Source organism: Herbaspirillum sp. NPDC101397, from assembly GCF_044767325.1.
Taxonomy (GTDB): domain Bacteria; phylum Pseudomonadota; class Gammaproteobacteria; order Burkholderiales; family Burkholderiaceae_D; genus Herbaspirillum.
Window position 1 is genome coordinate 124247 of record NZ_JBIWNS010000003.1, and the last position, 19088, is coordinate 143334.

The 19088-nt window shown below is 61.7% G+C and carries 20 protein-coding genes; 6 read left to right on the forward strand and 14 right to left on the reverse strand.

Annotated features, from left to right (window positions below):
* Positions 1 to 136: 136 nt before the first annotated feature.
* From ACIROW_RS08470 to ACIROW_RS08520, 11 genes are all read right to left on the reverse strand, one after another.
* Positions 137 to 1039: a LysR family transcriptional regulator gene (locus tag ACIROW_RS08470; RefSeq protein WP_402274111.1), complete on the reverse strand. Its 903-nt coding sequence runs from the start codon at positions 1037 to 1039 to the stop codon at positions 137 to 139.
* Positions 1040 to 1059: 20 nt separating this feature from the next.
* Positions 1060 to 1884, reverse strand: a complete 825-nt coding sequence (locus ACIROW_RS08475) for a dioxygenase (protein ID WP_402274113.1) — start codon at positions 1882 to 1884, stop codon at positions 1060 to 1062.
* A gap of 66 nt (positions 1885 to 1950) precedes the next feature.
* A complete protein-coding gene (locus ACIROW_RS08480) occupies positions 1951 to 2373 on the reverse strand; it encodes a DoxX family protein (RefSeq protein ID WP_402274115.1) in 423 nt (140 codons plus the stop codon).
* Between the two features lie 135 nt (positions 2374 to 2508).
* Positions 2509 to 3750: a class I SAM-dependent RNA methyltransferase gene (locus ACIROW_RS08485; RefSeq protein ID WP_402274117.1), complete on the reverse strand. Its 1242-nt coding sequence runs from the start codon at positions 3748 to 3750 to the stop codon at positions 2509 to 2511.
* Positions 3751 to 3927: 177 nt separating this feature from the next.
* The gene (locus tag ACIROW_RS08490; protein ID WP_402274119.1) at positions 3928 to 4533 is read right to left on the reverse strand and encodes a 2-hydroxychromene-2-carboxylate isomerase; all 606 of its coding nucleotides are present in this window, start codon (positions 4531 to 4533) and stop codon (positions 3928 to 3930) included.
* Positions 4534 to 4565: 32 nt separating this feature from the next.
* Positions 4566 to 4988 (reverse strand): CopD family protein, encoded by a 423-nt coding sequence (locus ACIROW_RS08495; RefSeq protein WP_402274121.1) that lies wholly within the window; start codon positions 4986 to 4988, stop codon positions 4566 to 4568.
* Positions 4989 to 5199: 211 nt separating this feature from the next.
* The gene (locus ACIROW_RS08500) at positions 5200 to 6471 is read right to left on the reverse strand and encodes a glutamate-5-semialdehyde dehydrogenase (protein WP_402274123.1); all 1272 of its coding nucleotides are present in this window, start codon (positions 6469 to 6471) and stop codon (positions 5200 to 5202) included.
* A 125-nt stretch (positions 6472 to 6596) separates the two neighbouring features.
* On the reverse strand, positions 6597 to 7616 hold the full coding sequence (gene holA, locus ACIROW_RS08505; RefSeq protein ID WP_402274126.1) for a DNA polymerase III subunit delta: 1020 nt from the start codon (positions 7614 to 7616) through the stop codon (positions 6597 to 6599).
* A 3-nt stretch (positions 7617 to 7619) separates the two neighbouring features.
* Positions 7620 to 8159 carry an LPS assembly lipoprotein LptE gene (gene lptE, locus ACIROW_RS08510; RefSeq protein ID WP_402274128.1) on the reverse strand — a complete coding sequence of 180 codons (540 nt, stop codon included), beginning with the start codon at positions 8157 to 8159 and terminating at the stop codon, positions 7620 to 7622.
* A 37-nt stretch (positions 8160 to 8196) separates the two neighbouring features.
* Positions 8197 to 10854 carry a leucine--tRNA ligase gene (leuS, locus tag ACIROW_RS08515; protein WP_402274131.1) on the reverse strand — a complete coding sequence of 886 codons (2658 nt, stop codon included), beginning with the start codon at positions 10852 to 10854 and terminating at the stop codon, positions 8197 to 8199.
* Between the two features lie 159 nt (positions 10855 to 11013).
* Positions 11014 to 11664, reverse strand: coding sequence for a DUF1120 domain-containing protein (locus ACIROW_RS08520; protein WP_402274134.1), 651 nt, complete (start codon positions 11662 to 11664; stop codon positions 11014 to 11016).
* Positions 11665 to 11928: 264 nt separating this feature from the next.
* Between ACIROW_RS08520 and ACIROW_RS08525 the strand changes: the two genes are divergently transcribed.
* The 6 genes from ACIROW_RS08525 to ACIROW_RS08550 all read left to right on the forward strand — a co-directional run bounded on the left by ACIROW_RS08525 (position 11929) and on the right by ACIROW_RS08550 (position 17612).
* A complete protein-coding gene (locus tag ACIROW_RS08525; protein WP_402274136.1) occupies positions 11929 to 12939 on the forward strand; it encodes a LacI family DNA-binding transcriptional regulator in 1011 nt (336 codons plus the stop codon).
* A gap of 97 nt (positions 12940 to 13036) precedes the next feature.
* Positions 13037 to 14026 (forward strand): ABC transporter substrate-binding protein, encoded by a 990-nt coding sequence (locus ACIROW_RS08530; protein ID WP_402274952.1) that lies wholly within the window; start codon positions 13037 to 13039, stop codon positions 14024 to 14026.
* 2 nt (positions 14027 to 14028) lie between these two features.
* Positions 14029 to 14883, forward strand: coding sequence for an ABC transporter permease (locus ACIROW_RS08535; protein ID WP_402274139.1), 855 nt, complete (start codon positions 14029 to 14031; stop codon positions 14881 to 14883).
* 13 nt (positions 14884 to 14896) lie between these two features.
* The gene (locus tag ACIROW_RS08540) at positions 14897 to 15700 is read left to right on the forward strand and encodes an ABC transporter permease (protein WP_402274142.1); all 804 of its coding nucleotides are present in this window, start codon (positions 14897 to 14899) and stop codon (positions 15698 to 15700) included.
* Entirely contained in the window at positions 15697 to 16791 is a 1095-nt protein-coding gene (locus tag ACIROW_RS08545; protein ID WP_402274144.1) for an ABC transporter ATP-binding protein, read from the forward strand. Before ACIROW_RS08540 ends, ACIROW_RS08545 begins: the two co-directional genes overlap by 4 nt.
* Complete coding sequence (locus tag ACIROW_RS08550) at positions 16788 to 17612, forward strand: phosphodiesterase (protein WP_402274147.1); 825 nt, start codon at positions 16788 to 16790, stop codon at positions 17610 to 17612. Before ACIROW_RS08545 ends, ACIROW_RS08550 begins: the two co-directional genes overlap by 4 nt.
* A gap of 10 nt (positions 17613 to 17622) precedes the next feature.
* Here the strand turns inward: ACIROW_RS08550 and ACIROW_RS08555 are convergent, their stop codons facing one another.
* From ACIROW_RS08555 to ACIROW_RS08565, 3 genes are read right to left on the reverse strand one after another with little or no spacing between them, the layout of a single operon-like run.
* The gene (locus ACIROW_RS08555; RefSeq protein WP_402274149.1) at positions 17623 to 17949 is read right to left on the reverse strand and encodes a barstar family protein; all 327 of its coding nucleotides are present in this window, start codon (positions 17947 to 17949) and stop codon (positions 17623 to 17625) included.
* A 2-nt stretch (positions 17950 to 17951) separates the two neighbouring features.
* Complete coding sequence (locus ACIROW_RS08560) at positions 17952 to 18392, reverse strand: ExbD/TolR family protein (protein ID WP_402274151.1); 441 nt, start codon at positions 18390 to 18392, stop codon at positions 17952 to 17954.
* Positions 18389 to 19081, reverse strand: coding sequence for a MotA/TolQ/ExbB proton channel family protein (locus tag ACIROW_RS08565; RefSeq protein ID WP_402274154.1), 693 nt, complete (start codon positions 19079 to 19081; stop codon positions 18389 to 18391). The genes ACIROW_RS08560 and ACIROW_RS08565 overlap by 4 nt, the downstream gene beginning before the upstream one ends.
* Positions 19082 to 19088 lie beyond the last annotated feature (7 nt).

Here is a 19088-nt window from a genome sequence, read left to right on the forward strand (position 1 = left end):
CGACGAGCGCGGATTGTGCGCCTTAAGCGATGCGAAGAAAAGGGAGATGAAAAAAAATCCGCAAGCGAGCGGATTTTTTCATGTCGTCAGCTTGCGGTCAGCAAGCGTCCATTTGCAATTGATGAAGTGGCGATGATCAGTGATCTTCCCATGTCGCTTCCTCAAAAGCATGCACGAGGAAGTCGATGGTGGCGCGCACCTTGGCCGGCAGATGCGTTCGGCTCGGATAGACCGCGTAGATGCCCAGCTCGACGGAGGTGTAGTCGGGCATCACGCGCACCAGTTTGCCGCTGCGGATGTAGTCGTTGAGCATGAAGGTCGGCTGGCGCGTGATACCGATCCCGGCCAGCGCGGCGGCCACGCAGGTGTCGCCGTTGTTGGCGTGCATGCGCACGTTGGTCTTGACGCTGACGGGACCGTCCGGACCTTCGAAATGCCATTCATCCTTGTCGGCCGAATAGCTGTAGCCGAGCACCATGTGGTCCTTGAGATCTTCCGGATGCAGCGGCGTGCCGTGGCGTTCCAGATAGTCGGGCGCGGCGCACACGACGATGCGCGTCGAGGCCAGCTTGCGATAGATCAGCGACGAGCTCGGCAGGCGCGCGATGCGGATCGCCATGTCGTAGCCTTCTTCGATGATGTCGACGATGCGGTCCGACAGCGTGATGTCGAGCTTGATGCCGGGATAGCGTTGCAGCAGGCAGGGCCAGACCTTGACCAGGTGCAGCACGCCGAAGGTCTGCGGCACGTTGATGCGCAGCAGGCCGGTCGGATCGGTGTTGCCGGCGGTGAGCATCTGGTCGGCGTCTTCCAGCGCGGAGACGATCTGCTTGCAGCGATCCAGATACAGCACGCCGGCTTCGGTGAGTGAAAGCCGGCGTGTCGTGCGTTGCATCAGGCGCGTGCCGAGACGCGCTTCCAATTCCAGAATCGTGCGCGACACCGCGGCCTTGGACACATTCAGCGCGTCGGCCGCCTTGACGAAGCTGCCCAGTTCGGCCACGGCGATGAAGCATTCGATTTCGCGCAGTTTGTTCAAGCGAGGTCTTTCCGGACAGGTTATGCCGCAGCAGGCAAATCGGCGAGGATGGACGATTGCGAACCGAAGGCAAAGGCGTCCATGCGCAGACTATGATACGTCGAACCGCTGTCCAGATGCACCAATTGCGTCCAGTCGTCGGCTGCCCCCATGGCGAAAAACAGCGTCAGCAGGTGTTCGTCGGTCGGATGCGTGCGCACTGAATGCGGAGCCGATTCGCGATAACTCAGCAGCGCTTCCAGATTGCCGCTCTGCATCTGCGTCAGGAACCATTGCAGGAACTCCAGCGTATGCGGAGCGTCTCCGGCATCCGCGTCGTTGCGGCGCAGTTCGCGCAGGTTGTGCGTGAAGCTGCCCGAGCCGACCAGCAGGATGCCTTCCTTGGCCAGCGGCGCCAGCAACTGGCCGATGCGGTAGTGATAAGCCGGCGGCTGATGCGGTTGCAGCGACAACTGGACTACCGGAATATCGGCTTGGGGATACAAGTAGCGCAGCGGCACCCAGGCGCCGTGATCGAGGCCCCAGCCCCCGTCGGTCCGGGCAGGCAAACCGGCGTCGTGCAACAAGCCGGCGACGCGTTCTGCCAGCTCCGGAGAACCGGCGGCCGGATAATCCAGTTCATACAATTCCTGCGGGAAACCGCCGAAGTCATGGATCACGCGTTGCTTGGCCAGGTTGCCTGCGCGCGGCGCCTGGGTTTCCCAGTGCGGCGAGACGATCAAGATGGCTTTCGGCGTGGGCAGGCGCTCGCCGATGCTGCGCAACAGCGGCCCGGTCCTGCCCGGTTCCACCGCCAGCATGGGCGAACCGTGAGAAACGAAAAGCGATGGCAATGCGGTAGACATGGCAGTACTCCGAAAAGAGGGAAACCCCGCGGGGACTTCAGCTCCGCGCAGGTTTCAAGATAATGATTATGCAACGTTGTTCAGGCTCTTGCGCTTGACGGCGAAGGCGCCGTTGCCGAGCAGGTAGACCGCGATCAGGGCAACGATCCACATGGCCAGGTATTCCCAGCCGCCCTTGGGGTTGCTGAAGAAGAAACCGTTCTTGCCGTGCACCGTAAAGATGGCGCCGACCAGGTCGATCGCAAGGGGGATGGCCAGCAGGTCGCCGTAGAAGCCGATCACCAGCGCGATGCCGCCGACCACTTCCAGCAGGATGATCAGGTAAGCGAGGAAGCCGGGCAGGCCCAGCGACTCAAAGAAAGCGGCAGTGCCGGGCAGCGTGAAGACGAAAATCTTCATCGCGGCATGCGCCAGGAAGAACAGGCCCGCCGTGACGCGCAGCAGGAAGGCGGCGTAGTCGGCTTTGGTGTTGAGGGTAGTGGTGGTCATGTTGGCTCCCATTGATGAATAAGGCCACGATTGGCCTCGATGGGAGCAACTGTAAGGAAAAGCGAGCTTGGGATAAATACAGCGTGGCGGGATAAATTGTTTCGGTGACGTTGACAATCATCCCGCCGAGGGCGCTTAAGCCTGCTCAGGCTTGGGCTTGGCCGCCTCGCGGCGGTTGAAGCCTTCCACCATGTCGAAGCGGAACAAACGGCATTCCAGCGCACCGTTGAAGAATGGAGTCTTGCGAGCTTCCTTCAGGCGCAACAATTTCGGCAAGCCGAGGTCGGCCGAGAACAGGAACACGCTCCAGCCGGCGAAGCGCTGCTTGAGCGTGGTGCCGAAGGCGCTGAAGAAGGCGACGAACAGTTCGTCGGTCGGCACGGCCGCATCGCCGCGCACGCTCAGGCGCTCGCCGTACGGCGGATTGGTCAGCATGATGCCGGTGCTCGGATTGCCGTTGGCGTCGACCGGTGGCTTGACTTCCTGCGCTTCGATCTGCTTCAACGGCACCTCGAACTGGATGCCGGCCTTGCGCAGGTTGCTGCGCGCGATATTGACCATGTCGCCGGAAATGTCGCTGCCGAAGATCGTCGGCACGGTCGGCAGTGGATTCGGCTTGAAATCGCCTTTGATCGCCAGCCAGGCTTCGGCGTCGAAGTTGCCGAATTTTTCAAACGCAAAACGGCGGCGTGCGCCCGGCGGAATGCCGGCCAGCATCTGCGCCGCTTCGGCCAGGATGGTGCCGGAGCCGCACATCGGGTCGAACAGAACCATGCCCGGCTTCCAGCCGCTGGTGCGCAACAGGCCGGCGGCGAGGTTTTCACGCAGGGGCGCTTCGCCGGTGTCGTCGCGCCAGCCGCGCTTGAACAGCGCTTCGCCGGAGGTATCGATATAGAGGGTGAACGTGTGCGCGTCGAGGAAGCCCGAGATGCGCATGTCCGGCGTCTTGGTGTTGACCGATGGACGCTCGTCGAAACGCTCGCGGAAACGGTCGCAGATGGCGTCCTTGATTTTCAGCGTGGCGAATTCGAGGCTGCGCAACGGCGACTTGACCGCGGTGACGTCGACGCGGATGGTGTGCGACACCTCGAACCAGTTTTCCCATTCCTGCTCGAGCGCCATGTCGTAGATGTCGTTCTCGTTCTTGTATGAGCCGTGCGCCAGGCGCAGCAGCACGCGGCTGGCGATGCGTGAGCGCAGGTTGAGCTGGTAGGCGCCGAGCATGCTGCCGGAGCAATGCACGCCGCCGGGAACCTGGGTATGCACTTTCAGGTTGGCGTCGGGGCCGGCCAGCTGGGCGATTTCGTTGAGTTCTTCCGCGAGGGCGATTTCGAGGCCGCGCGGGCAGGGGCAGAAATAGGAATAGTTGGTGGTCATGAGGGGTACCTTTTGTCCGTTGGGGTTGATGCCTGGGTCGCCGCACAACCTGATGTCGTGTGGCGGATGCTTCTTCCGGCGGCGTTGACGGCATCTTCCGATCTGCGCCGCCGGATTCCCGCTTGCGCGGGAATGACGAATTTTTATTGCTGGTTCTGCTATTGCTTCTACTTCAAATTACTTTTCGGCAAACGCGCGTTCGACGAAGTCGAGGCGATCCTGACCCCAGTAGCCTTCGCCGTCGACGATGAACCACGGCGCACCGAACACGTTGGCGGTGGTGGCTTCTTCGCTGAAGCGGTCGAACTCTGCCTGGACGCTGGCGGTTTCCGAGGACTTCAGCAAGCTCGCGCCGTCGTGGCCGAGGCCGTTGGCGATCGCCAGCAGGGTGTCGGTGTCGGCGATGTTCTTTTCTTCTTCCCAGATCGCGCGCATCACTGCGCCGGTCAGTTCAAGCGCGGCATTGGTGCCGTGCGCCAGTTGCGTGGCGATGATCAGGCGCGCGGCGACGTCGCTTTGCACCGGGAAGTAGGTCGGCTGCAGGTTCATCGGCAAGCCGAGGAATTTGCTCCAGCGTTCCAGTTCCTTGAGGCGATAGGCCTGGCGCTGCGGTGCGCGCTTGGCCAGCGGCAAGCCGCCGGACTGGCCGAAGATCTTGCTCAGGTCGAACGGCTTGAGCACGACCTGGACGTCGTACTGCTTGGCCAGAGCGACGAAACGCGCATGTCCCAGATAGGCAAAGGGAGAGTGCGGCGCGAAGAAATATTCACATACCTTGCCCATGAAGGACTCCGTAAAAGGATGAATCAGAAATATCAGAAAGGTTTGACGACCACCAGAATCACGATGGCCAGCAACAATAATACCGGGACTTCGTTGAACCAGCGGAACCAGGTGTGGCTGCGCTTGTTTTTGCCGTTTTCGAACTTTTTGAGCAGCGAGCCGCAGGCGTGATGGTAGCCGATCACCAGAATCACCAGCGCCAGCTTGGCATGCATCCAGCCGTTGCCCGGGCCTTTGCCGATGCCGATGACCAGATACAGGTACAAGCCCAGCGCGATGGCAGGAATCGCCAGCACGGTGGTGAAACGGTACAGGCGGCGCGCCATGCCGAGCAGGCGCTCCCTGGTGACGGTCTCGGTTTCCTGCGCCAGGTTGACGAAGATGCGCGGCAGATAGAACAGGCCGGCGAACCACGAGGCGATGAACACGATATGCAGGGCTTTGATCCAGAGCATGCGGCTTCCTTTTGGCGATTGGCTGAGAACCTGCTTGCGATCTTACTGCGAGGCCATGATCCGCGAATTGGCAATCCTTGGGCGGTGCTCGGAATCCTCATGTACCGAAGTACACTCCAGGGTTGCATAACTGAGCTCCGCTCCGGCCGCCACCGGCGATGACCTTTCGCTACAGATCGTAAACAGGTTCTGAGAGGTAAAACGATAAGGCTTACTGGCGTACTTGTCCTTGTCCCAGCACGACATACTTGAGCGAGGTCAGGCCATCCAGTCCGACCGGGCCGCGCGCGTGCAGCTTGTCGTTGGAGATGCCGATCTCGGCGCCGAGGCCATATTCGAAACCATCCGCAAAACGCGTCGAGGCATTGACCATGACCGAGGCCGAATCCACTTCGCGCAGGAAACGCATGGCGCGCGTGTAGTCTTCGGTGACGATGGCGTCGGTATGCTGCGACGAGTAGGTGTTGATGTGGTCGATCGCTTCATCCATGCCGGCGACGATTTTCACGGCCAAAATCGGCGCCAGGTATTCGGTGCTCCAGTCTTCCTCGACGGCTTCCTTGAGCAGCGGATAGCCGGCCAGGATCTGACGGCTTTCCGCGTCGCCGCGCAGCTCGACGTCCTTGGCGCGGTACAGCTCCGCCAGTTTCGGCAACACCTCGGCGGCAGCGTCGCGCGCCACCAGCAGCGTTTCCATGGTGTTGCAAGTGCCGTAGCGATGGCACTTGGCGTTGAAGGCGACGTCCAGCGCTTTTTGCAGATCGGCCTTGTCGTCGATGTAGACGTGGCAGATGCCGTCCAGGTGCTTGATCATCGGCACCTTGGATTCCTTGATCAGGCGCTCGATCAGTCCTTTGCCGCCGCGCGGCACGATGACGTCGACGTAGTCGGTCATGGTGATCAGCGCGCCGACGGCGGCACGGTCGGTGGTCTCGACCACTTGCACCGCGTCTTCGGGCAGACCTGCGCCGGCCAGGCCTTCCTTGACCAGTTTCGCCAGCGCCTGGTTGCAATGGATCGCTTCAGAGCCGCCGCGCAGGATCGTGGCGTTGCCGCTCTTGATGCACAGGCCGGCGGCGTCCACGGTCACGTTGGGACGCGCTTCGTAGATGATGCCGATCACGCCCAGCGGCACGCGCATCTGGCCGACCTGGATGCCGGTCGGGCGATACTTCATGTTGGAGATTTCACCGATCGGGTCAGGCAGTGCAACGATCTGTTCCAGGCCTTCGGCCATGGTGGCGATGGCCTTGTCGGACAGTGTCAGGCGGTCGAGCATGGCATCCGACAAGCCGTTGGCGCGTGCCGCGGCCAGGTCTTGCTGGTTGGCGGCGCGCAGCGTATCGGCGTCGCGACGGATGGCGGCGGCGATCAGGGTCAGCGCGCGGTTCTTTGCCGCCGTGTCGGCACGGGCCATGGCGCGCGATGCCTTGCGGGCGCGCTGGCCGATGTCGTTCATGTAGTGTTCGATGTTGAGCGTCATGATGAATGTTCTCTTAATGGACTTGCACAAAACCGCCCCAGCGTCGTTGTACCTCCTAGCCGTACAACCGTACTGTCTTCGTCGGCACGCCTAGCTGGGACAATTTTGTGCAAGTCCTGACTAAATTAGTAACCTCGCGCGACTTTGAGGCCCAGCTGCGACAACGCATCCCAGGCATCGCCCGAGAAGGCCTTGGCGCGCAAGCCCTTGACCATCTTGTCGATTTGCGCGGCTTCCTGCAGCGCGGTTTGCAGCGTGGCCAGGCTGATGCGGCGCAGCGCCGGATCCATCAGCTTTTCGCGCGGACCCCAGATGCGGTATTCCTTGAGCAGCATGCCGAGCTGCTTGCCTTGTGCGACGCCGGATTTGAGCTTGAGCAGCGTGCGTACTTCTTCGGCCACGGCCCACAGCACCAGCGGCAGCGCTTCGCCTTCACCCTTCAACCCGTCCATCATGCGCATGAGGCGCGCGGCGTCGCCCGACAGCATCGCTTCGTTGAGCTTGAAGACGTCGTAGCGCGCTACGTTCAGCACCGCATCGTGCACCTGTTCGAAGCTCAGCTTGCCGGCCGGGTAGAGCAGTCCGAGCTTCTGAATTTCCTGATGCGCGGCGAGCAGGTTGCCTTCAACACGGTCGGCAATGAAATCCATGCACTGGCGGTCGGCGCTCTGCTGCTGAGCGGCGAGCCGGTTGCCGATCCAGCCCGCCAGATGTGCGCGCTCGACCAGCGGAATGTCGATGTACACGCCGGCCTGTTGCAAGGTGCCGACCCAGGCCGCTTTCGCGGTGGCCCAGTCGAGCTTGGGCAGGCTGATGATGGTCAGGTTGTCGGGGTTCAGGTTGGCGGCATATTCCTGCAGCGCCTGGCCGCCGTCCTTGCCGGGTTTGCCGGTGGGAATGCGCAGCTCGATCAGTTTCTTGTCGCCGAACAGTGATTGCGACTGGTTGGCGGCGAGCAGTTCGCCCCATTTAAAGCTGCGTTCGACCACCAGCACGTCGCGCTCGGTGTAGCCGTTGGCGCGGGCAGTCTTGCGGATCTTGTCGGCGGCTTCCAGTGCCAGCAGATGTTCGTCGCTGGCGATGACGTACAGCGCCGACAGCGATTTCGTCAGATGGGTGTCGAGCGCATCCAGCCGCAGTTGCATCGCTTATTCCTCGACGGCGTCTGCGGTGCCGGCTGTGGCGTTTTTGCTGGCGGAGAGACGGCGCAGGATCTGCTGCACCAGGTCGCTCTGCATGTCGCGATAAAGCAGCGTTTCTTCCGCCTGCTTCGCGAGTTCCTGGTTTTCGTCGTAGGTGATATCGCGCTTGAGCGTGATGTTGGTCGGGGGAATCAGGATCACTCCCTTATTGTCCCTGACCACGAAACTGAAGATCTGGTACAGCGAAAATTCGCGCACACGGCCGTTGGTATTGAGCGTCAGAATTTTTTTGTCACGCGTGTCGGAAATCACTTGCAGCACCGCGTCCGCCTCGTCCTTGTTGGACACCACTTCAACGTTGCTGGCGCGAATATAGCGCTTCAGTTCCGTGCCCAGCTGCGAGTTGTCCGCAAAGCCGAGGTAAATCGTCTTGAACGGCAGGTTCGCCGGCCCGCGCATATGAAAGCCGCAGGCGCTGAGCATGACCGCTGCCAGCAGCATCAGGAACCATTGCAGTACTTTGCGTTGGTGGAGTTGAAATGGCATGTGTGTGTCCGTGGTCAGGTTCGTGAGCGAAAATTTACTAGGCAACGATGTTGATCAGCTTGCCGGGGACGACGATGACTTTCTTCGGTGCGCCGGTCAGGAATTTCTGCACGCTCTCATTGGCCAGCGCGGCTGCTTCGATGCTGGCCTTATCGGCGTCCTTGGCGACGGTGATGCTGCCGCGCAGCTTGCCGTTGACCTGGATCATCATTTCGATCTCGCTCTGCTCCAGCGCGGCGGCGTCGACTTGCGGCCAGTCGGCGTCGAGGATGTCGCCGTGCTGCTTGGCGAAGCCCAGTTCCTGCCACAGCGCATGGGTGATGTGCGGCGTGATCGGGTTGAGGATGCGCAGGAAGATCGAGGTGCATTCGGCCAGCACGGCGTTGGCCACCGGGCTGTCTTCCAGCTTGGCGGCTTCGAGCGTGTTGAGCATCTTCATGCAGGCCGATACGACCGTGTTGTACTGGATGCGTTTCAGGTCGTGATCGGCCTGTTGCAGCACCTTGTGCACTTCGCGGCGCAGCGTCTTCAAAGCATCGTTCAGTTGAGCAGCATCAACCGCGCCGGCGCCTGCAATGCGCGCAGCGTTGTTGTAAGCGAACGCCCACACGCGGCGCAGGAAGCGGTTGGCGCCTTCGACGCCGGTGCCGGACCATTCCAATGTCTGCTCCGGTGGCGACGCGAACATGGTGAACAGGCGCGCGGTGTCGGCGCCGTACTGGTCGATCTGGGCTTGCGGGTCGATGCCGTTTTTCTTGGATTTCGACATTTTCTCGGTGCCGCCGATGATTACCGGCTGACCGTCTTCCTTGAGAATCGCGGAGGTCGGACGTCCCTTGTCATCAAGTGTCAACTCTACGTCGGTCGGATTGATCCAGATTGTTTTTCCGGTGGTGTCTTCCCGATAGTAAGTTTCGTTGAGCACCATGCCTTGCGTGAGCAGATTGGTAAACGGTTCGTCGAACTTGACCAGGCCGAAGTCGCGCATGACCTTGGTCCAGAAGCGCGCGTACAGCAAGTGCAGCACGGCGTGCTCGATGCCGCCGATGTACTGGTCCATCGGCATCCAGTAATCGTTGCGCGAATCGACCATGGCGTCGTTGCCGCCGTTGGAAGCTGCGGGCGAGGTATAGCGCATGAAATACCATGATGAATCGACGAAGGTGTCCATCGTGTCGGTTTCACGGCGCGCCGGCTTGCCGCATTGCGGGCAGTCGACGTGCAGGAATTTTTCATGCTTGTTGAGCGGGTTGCCGCTGCCGTCCGGCACGCAGTCTTCCGGCAGCACTACCGGCAGGTCTTTTTCCGGCACCGGCACGTCGCCGCAATCGGCGCAGTGGATGATCGGGATCGGCGTGCCCCAGTAGCGCTGGCGCGAAATGCCCCAGTCGCGCAGGCGGAAGGTGACTTTCTTTTCGCCCAGGCCCTTGGCGGCCAGATCGGCGGCGACCGCATCGACGGCGGCCTGATAGCCGAGGCCGTCGTAGTTGCCGGAGTCGACGGTCTTGCCGCCTTCCTTGTCGCCGTACCATTCTTCCCACACGTCGGTGGAGTAGGTCTTGCCGTCGACAGCGACGACTTGTTTGATCGCCAAGTTGTATTTTTTTGCGAAAGCGAAGTCGCGTTCGTCATGCGCCGGCACGCCCATCACGGCGCCGTCGCCGTAGGTGATCAGCACATAGTTGCCGACCCACACTTCGACTTGCGCGCCGGTCAGCGGATGGGTGACGAACAGGCCGGTCGGCATGCCCTTCTTTTCCATCGTCGCCATGTCGGCTTCGATGACGCTGCCTTTCTTGCACTCGGCGATGAAGTCTTGCAGCGCCGGGTTGTTCTTCGCGGCGAAGGTCGCCAGCGCGTGTTCCGGCGCCACGGCGCAGAAGGTCACGCCCATGACCGTGTCGGCGCGCGTGGTGAAGACCCACAGCTTGCCGTCGTTGATCAGTTTGCCGTCATCTTTGATGTCATGCGGGAAGGCGAAACGTACGCCGGTCGACTTGCCGATCCAGTTGGCCTGCATCAGGCGCACGCGCTCGGGCCAGCCCGGCAGTTTGGTTTCGACGTGTTCCAGCAGTTCTTCGGCGTAGTCGGTGATCTTGGCGTAGTACATCGGGATTTCACGCTTCTCGATGACCGCGCCCGAGCGCCAGCCCTTGCCGTCGATGACTTGTTCGTTGGCCAGCACGGTCTGGTCGATCGGATCCCAGTTCACGGTGCCGGTCTTCTTGTAGATGATGCCCTTTTCGAGCATCTTCAGGAACATCCACTGGTTCCACTTGTAATACTCGGGCGAGCAGGCCGTCATTTCGCGCGACCAGTCGATCGCCAGGCCCATCGACGCCATCTGCTTCTTCATGTACTCGATGTTCGAGTAAGTCCATTGCGCCGGCGGTACGCCGTTTTCCATCGCGGCGTTTTCGGCTGGCATGCCGAACGCATCCCAGCCCATCGGCATCAACACGTTGTAGCCGCTCATGCGCAGGTAGCGGTACATCACGTCGTTGATCGTGTAATTGCGGACGTGACCCATGTGCAGCTTGCCCGATGGGTAAGGCAGCATGGAGCAGGCATAGAACTTCTTCTTGTCGCGGCCGTGCTTGTCCTTGGCGTGTTCGACGGTCTTGTACGCGTCGGTCGCGATCCAGTGCTGTTGCGCGGATTGTTCTACTTCTGCTGGGCTGTATTTATCTTGCATGTCGGGTTGAGGCAAAGGAAAGATCGAAACCCGGCATTATACCGGCTCGCCAGAGGGGAGACCTAGTTCTGTATCGATGTCAATCCGGCCATGAATTGCATAGTGGAAATAACAAACCGCTCCATGCAAGAGCGGCTTCGGGGATCCGGCGCGACTGTTTCAGAGATACAGCATCTCGATGCTGATCGAGCCGTCCAGCTGGATGTCGTCGGCCAGCAGCTGGTAGGCCACGCGGCTCAGTTTGGCGCTGATGTCGAGGCCAGCCACCAGCTCGCTGAAGGCCACCGGCGTGCTCCCCGCGCCGAACGAGACCTGGCTGCCGTCCTGGCGCAGGCCGCGCAGGGCGCTGCTGCTCCAGGCGGCGCTGCCGTTGGGGCGGCCCAGGATGCCGACCGACTGCCCATCGGCGACGGCGGTGGCGAAGCGCACGGCGTAGCCGCCGATGCTCTTGCCGCGGTACAGGCCCAGGCCGAAGTTGTCGCCGGCGTCGATGCCGGGAATGTCCTTCTCACGCGTCGCTTCGCGGTTATCAACGGCCTTCACGGCGATCTTGGTGGGGCCGTCGCAGGAAATGCGCATGTCCACACGCTGCGCGGGCAGGTCCTTGAAGCGTTCCTTCAGTTGCGGGTCCGATTTGATGGTGCCGAAATCGATCACGCTATTGCCGGGAAAGCTGGCCAGGCAGGCGGAAGGGCGGATCGTGCCCTTGACCACCAGTTCTGTGGTATCGGCTGCATGGGCGCCTGCGGCTGCGCTGAACAGCGGCGACGCCAAGGCGGAAAACAAGAAACGGAGCAAAGGGGGTCTCATGAAGCCTCTCTGGATAAGCAGACTGCAGGCGGGATGGTGCGCAGACGGCAAGACCATTCTGAGGCAGAGTTCCTCGGATTTATATAAGAAAACTCTCAAAAATGGCTTGTTGGCAAATTGAAATGTTTCTATTCTAATATCGAATAGAAATCGCAGTGTCCTACAAATCTGTTTGATGGTCATAGGCCGGTAACAATGCGCTGGCACGATGTAATCGTTTTCATGCGAATCCATCTACCTCCAGTCAGATAGCCAGCCATCATCGTGTCGCCTTCCATCAAACAAGTCGCCCTGCAAGCCGGCGTGTCCACCGCGACAGTGTCGCGCCTGCTAAACAGCCCGGCATCGGTCAGCGCCGACACGGCCGGCAAGATTAACGAGGCCATTGCCGCGCTCGGCTTTCGTCCCAATTTCAACGGCCGCAACTTGCGTGCGGGACGTTCGCGCACGGTCGGCGTGGTGGTGCCGACGCTGTCCAACACGGTATTCGCGCAATGCCTGCAAGGCATCGAACTGGCGGCGCGAGCACTCGACTACTCGGTCATGTTCACCGCCACCGAATACCGCCAGGAAGACGAAGCGGCGGCGGTCAACCTCTTGCTCAGCCATCGCGTCGACGGCGTCATCCTGACGGTGGCCGATGCCAGCGCCAGCGGCACGCTGGATGTGCTCGACCGTGAAGGCATCCCTTACGTGCTGACCTACAACCAGCCGCAGCAGGCTTCACGCCTGTCGGTCTCGGTCGACAACCGCGCCGCCGCACGTGATGCGGTGGCGCACCTGATTGCGCTCGGCCATACGCGTATTCAGATGCTCACCGGTCAATTTAACGCCTCCGACCGCGCTATCCAGCGCTACCACGGTTACCTCGACGCCATGCGAGCGCATGCGCTCACGCCGATGACGCCGATCGAAGTGCCGCGCCATACCGGACTTACCAGTGCCCATCTCCAGGCATTCGCCAACCCGCAGCAACGTCCGAGCGCCTTGTTCTGCTCCAACGACTTGCTGGCGCTGGCCGCGATGCGCGATCTGCGCGGGCTGGGTTTGCGTGTGCCGGAAGACGTCTCCGTCATGGGCTTCGACGGCATCCCGCTGGGCGAGATGATGTCGCCGGTGCTGGCCAGCGCGGTGCAGCCGTCCGAACAGATCGGCGAAGTCGCCCTGCGTACGCTGGTGGCGGCCATCGGCCAGACCGAAGGGAGCGCCGGTCCGGTCTCGCAAATACTTGCGCACACGATTCGCCACGGCGGCTCGGTGCGGCTTTTCTCCTGAGGCTTTTTTCTTCAGATTCTTTATTCGTTCACATCAACAGCAATAGAAAGGAAACGACATGCGATCACTTCCACGTTTGTCACGCATTCTCCGGGCAATGGCGGCCACTGCCGCTTTCGCGGGTCTTACTGCTTCGTTCAGCGCCGCGGCGCAAAACGTCATCTGCTACAACTGTCCGCCGGAATGGGCTGACTGGGCCACCCAGATCAAGACCATCAAGGAAAAGACCGGCATCACCGTGCCGCCCGACAACAAGAACAGCGGCCAGGCGCTGGCGCAGATCATGGCCGAGAAGGCCAGCCCGGTTGCCGACTTCACCTACGTCGGCGTGACCTTCGGCATTGAGGCGAAGAAGAACGACATCATCACTCCTTACAAGCCGGCCGGCTGGAACGACGTGCCTGCGGGCCTGAAGGATCCGGAAGGCTACTGGACCACGATTCACTCCGGCACCATGGGCCTGATGGTCAACGTTGACGCGTTGAAGGGCAAGCCGGTACCGCGTTCGTGGAATGACCTGCTCAAGCCGGAATACAAGGGCCTGATCGGCTACCTCGACCCAGCCAGCGCCTTCGTCGGCTATGTCGGTGCGGTTGCCGTGAACCAGGCATTGGGCGGCACGCTGGACAACTTCACACCGGGCATCAACTACTTCAAGGCGCTGCAAAAAAATCAACCCATCGTGCCGAAGCAGACTTCCTACGCACGCCTGATCTCGGGTGAGATCCCGATCCTGTTCGGCTACGACTTCGATGCTTACCGCGCCAAGTACAAGGACAAGGCCAACGTCGCGTTCGTGATCCCGGCCGAAGGCAGCGTCACGGTTCCCTACGTTGTCAGCCTCGTGAAGAATGGCCCGAACCAGGCCAACGCCAAGAAGGTGCTGGACTTCCTGTTGTCCAACGAAGGCCAGGCCATCTGGGCCAACGCCTACCTGCGTCCGGTGCGCGCCTCGGCGATTTCGAAAGAAGCCGAAGCGCGCTTCCTGCCGGCTGCCGACTATGCCCGCGCCAAGTCGGTCGACTACGGCAAGATGGCCGACGTCCAGCGTCAGTTCAGCGAACGCTATCTCTCTGAAGTGAAGTAAACATGTCCGTGCAACTGACTCGTTCAAGTCAGCCGCACCGCAAACGTCCGGCCGGCAAGGTCTGGCTGTTTGCAGTGCCGGGCATGACCTTGTTCGCCGCTTTCTGGTTGTTGCCGATGCTGCGCTTGATCGGCGTCGGCGCCAGCGGTCCGAGCGGCGCGATGGCCTATCTGGCGGTGGTGACCAATCGCCACTATCTGTGGAGCCTGGTGTCGACGCTGCTGTTGTCGGGCGTGGTCACTGTGGCGACGCTGGCGATTTCGTCGCTGGTCGGCCTGTTCCTGCAACGCAATCGCGTCCCCGGCAAGTCGCTGCTGCTGGCGATGCTGACGTTTCCGCTGGCGTTCCCGGGCGTGGTGGTCGGCTTCATGGTGATCATGCTGGCCGGACGCCAGGGACTGATCGGCACGCTGACCGACAAGCTGTTCGGTGAGTCGCTGGTGTTCGCGTATTCGCTGGCGGGACTATTCGTCGGCTATCTGTATTTCTCGATTCCGCGCGTCATCCTGACCGTGATGGCGGCCGCTGAAAAGCTCGATCCTGCGCTGGAAGAAGCGGCGCGTTCGCTCGGCGCCCATCCGTTGCGCGTGTTTTTCGACGTGGTCGTGCCGGCCCTGATGCCGGCCCTGATTTCGTCGGGGGCCATTTGCTTCGCCACCAGCGTCGGCGCCTTCGGCACCGCGTTCACGCTAGCGACCAACATTGATGTATTACCGATGGCGATCTATAACGAATTCACCAGCTACGCCAATTTCGCCATGGCTGCGGCCTTGTCCATCGTGCTCGGCGTGATTACCTGGATCGCCCTGGCGCTGGCGCGTTCGCTGTCAGGCAGCAGCGTTCCGGCCACGGCATGAAGAAGGGAAAACAATGAAACACTCCCTGCGGTTTTATCTGCAATTGACGTTCACGCTGCTGGTGTGCGCCTTCCTGATCGTGCCGGTGGTGCTGTCGGTGCTGGCCGGCGTGACGGAGAACTTCTTCGTCGGCTTGTCGAGCGGCTTCACACTGCGCTGGGTCGCGCAGGTGTGGGATACCTATCAGATGACCATCTGGCGTTCCATTGCGATTGCGCTGGCTTGCCTGGTGGTGACGCTGCTGGTCGGCGTACCGCTGGCCTATATGCTGGCGCGCCACCAGGGCGGCAACAGCCGCCTGGCGCGCGTCTTCGAAGAGCTGCTGATGATGCCGGTGGCGGTGCCCGGCCTGGCCACGTCGCTTGCGCTGATCATGGCCTACGGCCAGTACCGCGCCTTCCGCGGCAGTCTGCTGTTCATCCTGGTCGGACACGTGCTGTTCACCTTGCCGTTCATGGTGCGGCCGGTGCTGGCAGTGATGCAGTCGTCGCAACTGGCGGTGCTGGAAGAAGCCGCCGCCAGCCTCGGCGCCGGCGCACGTCAGCGCTTCTTCGGCGTGGTGATCCCGAACGCCGCGTCGGGCATCCTGGCCGGTGCGCTGATGGTGGTGACCTTGTCGATCGGCGAGTTCAACATCACCTGGATGCTGCATACGCCGCTGACCATGACTTTGCCGGTCGGACTGGCCGACGCCTACGCTTCGATGCGGCTGGAAGTCGGTTCCGCCTATACCCTGATTTTTCTTTTGATGATCGTGCCGCTGCTGGTCGCCATGCAATGGGCGACCCAGACATCACGCACACGCGTACGCCTATGAACTCTTCTCTTTCCATCAAACTGCGCCAATGCGCCAAGACCTTCCGCAGCGGTAGCGGCGCGCCCGCGCTGGAGCCGATCGACCTGGAAATCCATCCCGGCGAAACACTGGTGCTGCTGGGGCCGTCCGGCTGCGGCAAGACCACCACGCTGCGGCTGATCGCCGGACTGGAATTCCCCGACGCCGGCGGCCGCGTGCTGTTCGGCGACGACGACGTCACCGACCTGCCGATTGAAAAGCGTGGTGTCGGCATGGTGTTCCAGAACTATGCGCTGTTCCCCAACATGACGGTCGGCGAGAACATTGCCTACGGCCTCAAGATCCGCAAGATGCCGGCAGCCGAACGCGCTGCGCGGATCGATACGCTGCTGGAGATGGTGCACCTGCAAGGCCTCGGCCATCGCCGCATCGACCAGCTCTCGGGCGGGCAAAAGCAGCGCGTGGCGCTGGCGCGTGCACTGGCGGTGGAGCCGCGCGTGCTGCTGCTGGACGAGCCGCTCACCGCACTCGACGCCAAGCTGCGCGAAACGCTGCGCGCCGACCTTAACCAGCTGCTGCGCAAGCTCGGCATCACGGCGATCTACGTCACCCACGACCAGGGCGAAGCGATGGCGCTGGGCGACCGCATCGTCGTGATGGAGCGCGGCAAGATCGCACAGATCGGCACGCCGCAAGATATCTACTATCGGCCGGCGTCGGAATTCGTGGCCGACTTCATCGGCACCATGAACCGCGTGAGCGGCGTGACGCGTGTCGGTCACCTGCAGATTCCGGCCGGCATTGTGCCGCTGGCGAATGCGAATGGTAATGGGAAAACGGACCAGCAGGCGACGGTGATGTTCCGTCCCGAAGACGTCGAGATCGTGCCGCTCGATACCGCCGGCGCGGAAATGTTCGGCGACGTCATGTCGACCTTTTTCATGGGCGACCGCACGCGCCTGCTGGTGGACGTCGGCGCCGACATGCCGGTGATCGTCGAGACGCGCCGGCGCGGCGTCTGGCACGCCGGCGAACGCATCGGCCTGCGTGTGCCGGAACATGCGGTGATGCAATTGCCGGTGCAACATTTTTTCGGGGAGACGCGCTCATGATCCTGTGCCAGATTTCCGACCTGCACATCAAGGCGCAGGGTAAAAAATCCTATCGTGTGGTCGACACCGCCGAGAGCCTGCGGCGGTGCGTCGCGCAGGTCAACCGGCTCAAGCAGCGGCCCGATGCGGTGGTGTTCACCGGCGACCTGGTCGACTTCGGCCTGGCCGACGAGTATGCGGCCCTGCGCGAATTGCTGGCGCCGCTGGCGATGCCGTATTACCTGCTGCCCGGCAACCACGACGAGCGCGCCGCGCTGCGCCGGGCGTTCCCGGACCATGCTTACCTGCAAGGCGCGGCCGACGACGCGCGCATCGAATACGTGATCGAGGATCATCCGCTGCGGATCGTTACGCTGGACACGGTGATCCCGCGTTCCAGCAAAGGTGAACTGGCCGCTCCCAGCATGGACTGGCTGGACAAGGTGCTGAGCGAACAACCGCAGCGGCCGACCGTGATCGCCATGCATCATCCGCCGTTCACCACCGGTATCGGACACATGGACGACATCGGCCTCATCAATCCGCAACTGCTGGAGCCGGTGGTACGTCGCCATCCTCAGGTCGAGCGGGTCATCTGCGGTCATCTGCATCGGTCGATACAGGCGCGCTTCGGCGGGACGATGGCGTCAACCTGTCCGGGTGTATCGCATCAGGTGGTGCTGGACCTGGATCCGCAGGCGCCGTCGCAATTCGTGATGGAGCCGCCGGGGTTCCAGCTGCATTGGTGGGGAGAGCGTACTGGGCTGATCAGCCATACGGCTTACGTTGGTGAATTCGACGGGCCGTATCCGTTCTATGACGGTGATCAGTTGATCGACTGATCAGGGGAGTTCAGAGCAGCGCCAGCTTGAGCGTGGCGGTTTCGTCGTAGTCTTCACAGCGTTCGTTGATCATGGCGACGCAGAATTGCAGTTCTTCCACGATGTCCGGCGCGGCGGCGCGCAGCTTGTCGCTGTGCTGGATTTCAATGGTCAGCACTTCGTTTTCCTTGAGCACGAACTTGCTCATGCCGTCGTCGTCGCGCAAATAGCTCAGGCAATCGACCCAGGCGTTCATGTTGCTGCCGTAAAAATCCGGGAAGCCGAACACACTTGCGCATTGGCGGTGGAAACTGTCCCAGTCGGTGATGAGTTCGCCGTTCAGGCGTGCTGTTGCCATGATTACTTCTTCTCTGTACTGGTTGTATCTGGTTTTGGATCGGTTACAAAACCGAGCTTGTTCACACCGTTGTTCTGCGCCGCCGACATCACGTCTGCAATCACTTCATAACGGGTCGCCTTGTCGGCGCGCAGCTGCACTTCCGGCTGCGGCTGCTTGCCTGCGGCCTCGGCCATGCGCCGCGTCAATTCTTCCAGCGTGACCGGCTGGTCCTGCCAATACAGCTTGCCGGCGGCGTCGATGGCGACGCTGACGGTTTGTGGTTTTTCCGGCGCCGGCGCCGATTTCGCGGTCGGCAGATCGAGCTGCAGCGAATGCGTAAACAGCGGCGCCGAGAGGATGAAGATCACCAGCAGCACCAGCATCACGTCGACCATCGGCGTGACGTTGATCTCGGCCATCGGGCCGGCCTGGTGGTTGTCGTTGAAGCCGCCGAAACTCATGCTTCCCCCTTGCCGACGCGTTCGCCGGTGGTGAGGTAGGCGTGCAGGTCGTGTGCGAAGCCGTCGAGTTCAGCCAGCGTCAGCCGGTTGATGCGTGTGAAGGCGTTGTAGGCCAGCACGGCGGGAATCGCCACCACCAGCCCCAGCGCAGTCATGATCAGCGCTTCGCCGACCGGACCGGCGACCTTGTCGATCTGCACCGTGCCGCTGGCCGAGACCGCCGCCAGCGCGTGGTAGATGCCCCAGACGGTGCCGAACAGGCCGACGAACGGCGCAGTCGAACCGACCGAAGCCAGCAGCGTCAGGCCACGCTCCAGCCGCGCCGAGACACGGTTGATTTCACGCCGCAGCGTGCGCGTGATCAGTTCGCCTGGATCGGTGGCGGCATTGAGGGAGGGAGTGCTTTGTTTGGACGAGATGCCCGCGGCTTCGGAGGATCGTTGCACCAGCGGAGTAAAAATTTCTTCGCTGTCGACAGTGCGCATGACGGCAATGGCGTCGGTCAGCGTGGGCGCTTTCCAGAAACCGTCGAGGGCATTGCTGCCGCGCCGGATGCGCCACGAACTCCAGGTCTTGGAAAGAATGTAGTACCAGCTGGCGACGGACATCAGCAGCAGGACATACGCGACAGCGTGCGAAACGGCATCGCCTTGCGCCCAGTAATGAGCGAATCCAACGGTTTGTTCCATATCGTGT

Coding starts and splice junctions, on each gene's coding strand:
- ACIROW_RS08475 (WP_402274113.1), bottom strand. CDS start 1,884: ATGTCTACCGCATTGCCATCGCTTTTCGTTTCTCACGGTTCGCCCATG.
- ACIROW_RS08480 (WP_402274115.1), bottom strand. CDS start 2,373: ATGACCACCACTACCCTCAACACCAAAGCCGACTACGCCGCCTTCCTG.
- ACIROW_RS08485 (WP_402274117.1), bottom strand. CDS start 3,750: ATGACCACCAACTATTCCTATTTCTGCCCCTGCCCGCGCGGCCTCGAA.
- ACIROW_RS08490 (WP_402274119.1), bottom strand. CDS start 4,533: ATGGGCAAGGTATGTGAATATTTCTTCGCGCCGCACTCTCCCTTTGCC.
- ACIROW_RS08495 (WP_402274121.1), bottom strand. CDS start 4,988: ATGCTCTGGATCAAAGCCCTGCATATCGTGTTCATCGCCTCGTGGTTC.
- ACIROW_RS08500 (WP_402274123.1), bottom strand. CDS start 6,471: ATGACGCTCAACATCGAACACTACATGAACGACATCGGCCAGCGCGCC.
- holA (WP_402274126.1), bottom strand. CDS start 7,616: ATGCAACTGCGGCTGGATGCGCTCGACACCCATCTGACGAAATCGCTG.
- lptE (WP_402274128.1), bottom strand. CDS start 8,159: ATGCCATTTCAACTCCACCAACGCAAAGTACTGCAATGGTTCCTGATG.
- leuS (WP_402274131.1), bottom strand. CDS start 10,854: ATGCAAGATAAATACAGCCCAGCAGAAGTAGAACAATCCGCGCAACAG.
- ACIROW_RS08520 (WP_402274134.1), bottom strand. CDS start 11,664: ATGAGACCCCCTTTGCTCCGTTTCTTGTTTTCCGCCTTGGCGTCGCCG.
- ACIROW_RS08530 (WP_402274952.1), top strand. CDS start 13,037: ATGGCGGCCACTGCCGCTTTCGCGGGTCTTACTGCTTCGTTCAGCGCC.
- ACIROW_RS08535 (WP_402274139.1), top strand. CDS start 14,029: ATGTCCGTGCAACTGACTCGTTCAAGTCAGCCGCACCGCAAACGTCCG.
- ACIROW_RS08540 (WP_402274142.1), top strand. CDS start 14,897: ATGAAACACTCCCTGCGGTTTTATCTGCAATTGACGTTCACGCTGCTG.
- ACIROW_RS08545 (WP_402274144.1), top strand. CDS start 15,697: ATGAACTCTTCTCTTTCCATCAAACTGCGCCAATGCGCCAAGACCTTC.
- ACIROW_RS08550 (WP_402274147.1), top strand. CDS start 16,788: ATGATCCTGTGCCAGATTTCCGACCTGCACATCAAGGCGCAGGGTAAA.
- ACIROW_RS08555 (WP_402274149.1), bottom strand. CDS start 17,949: ATGGCAACAGCACGCCTGAACGGCGAACTCATCACCGACTGGGACAGT.
- ACIROW_RS08560 (WP_402274151.1), bottom strand. CDS start 18,392: ATGAGTTTCGGCGGCTTCAACGACAACCACCAGGCCGGCCCGATGGCC.
- ACIROW_RS08565 (WP_402274154.1), bottom strand. CDS start 19,081: ATGGAACAAACCGTTGGATTCGCTCATTACTGGGCGCAAGGCGATGCC.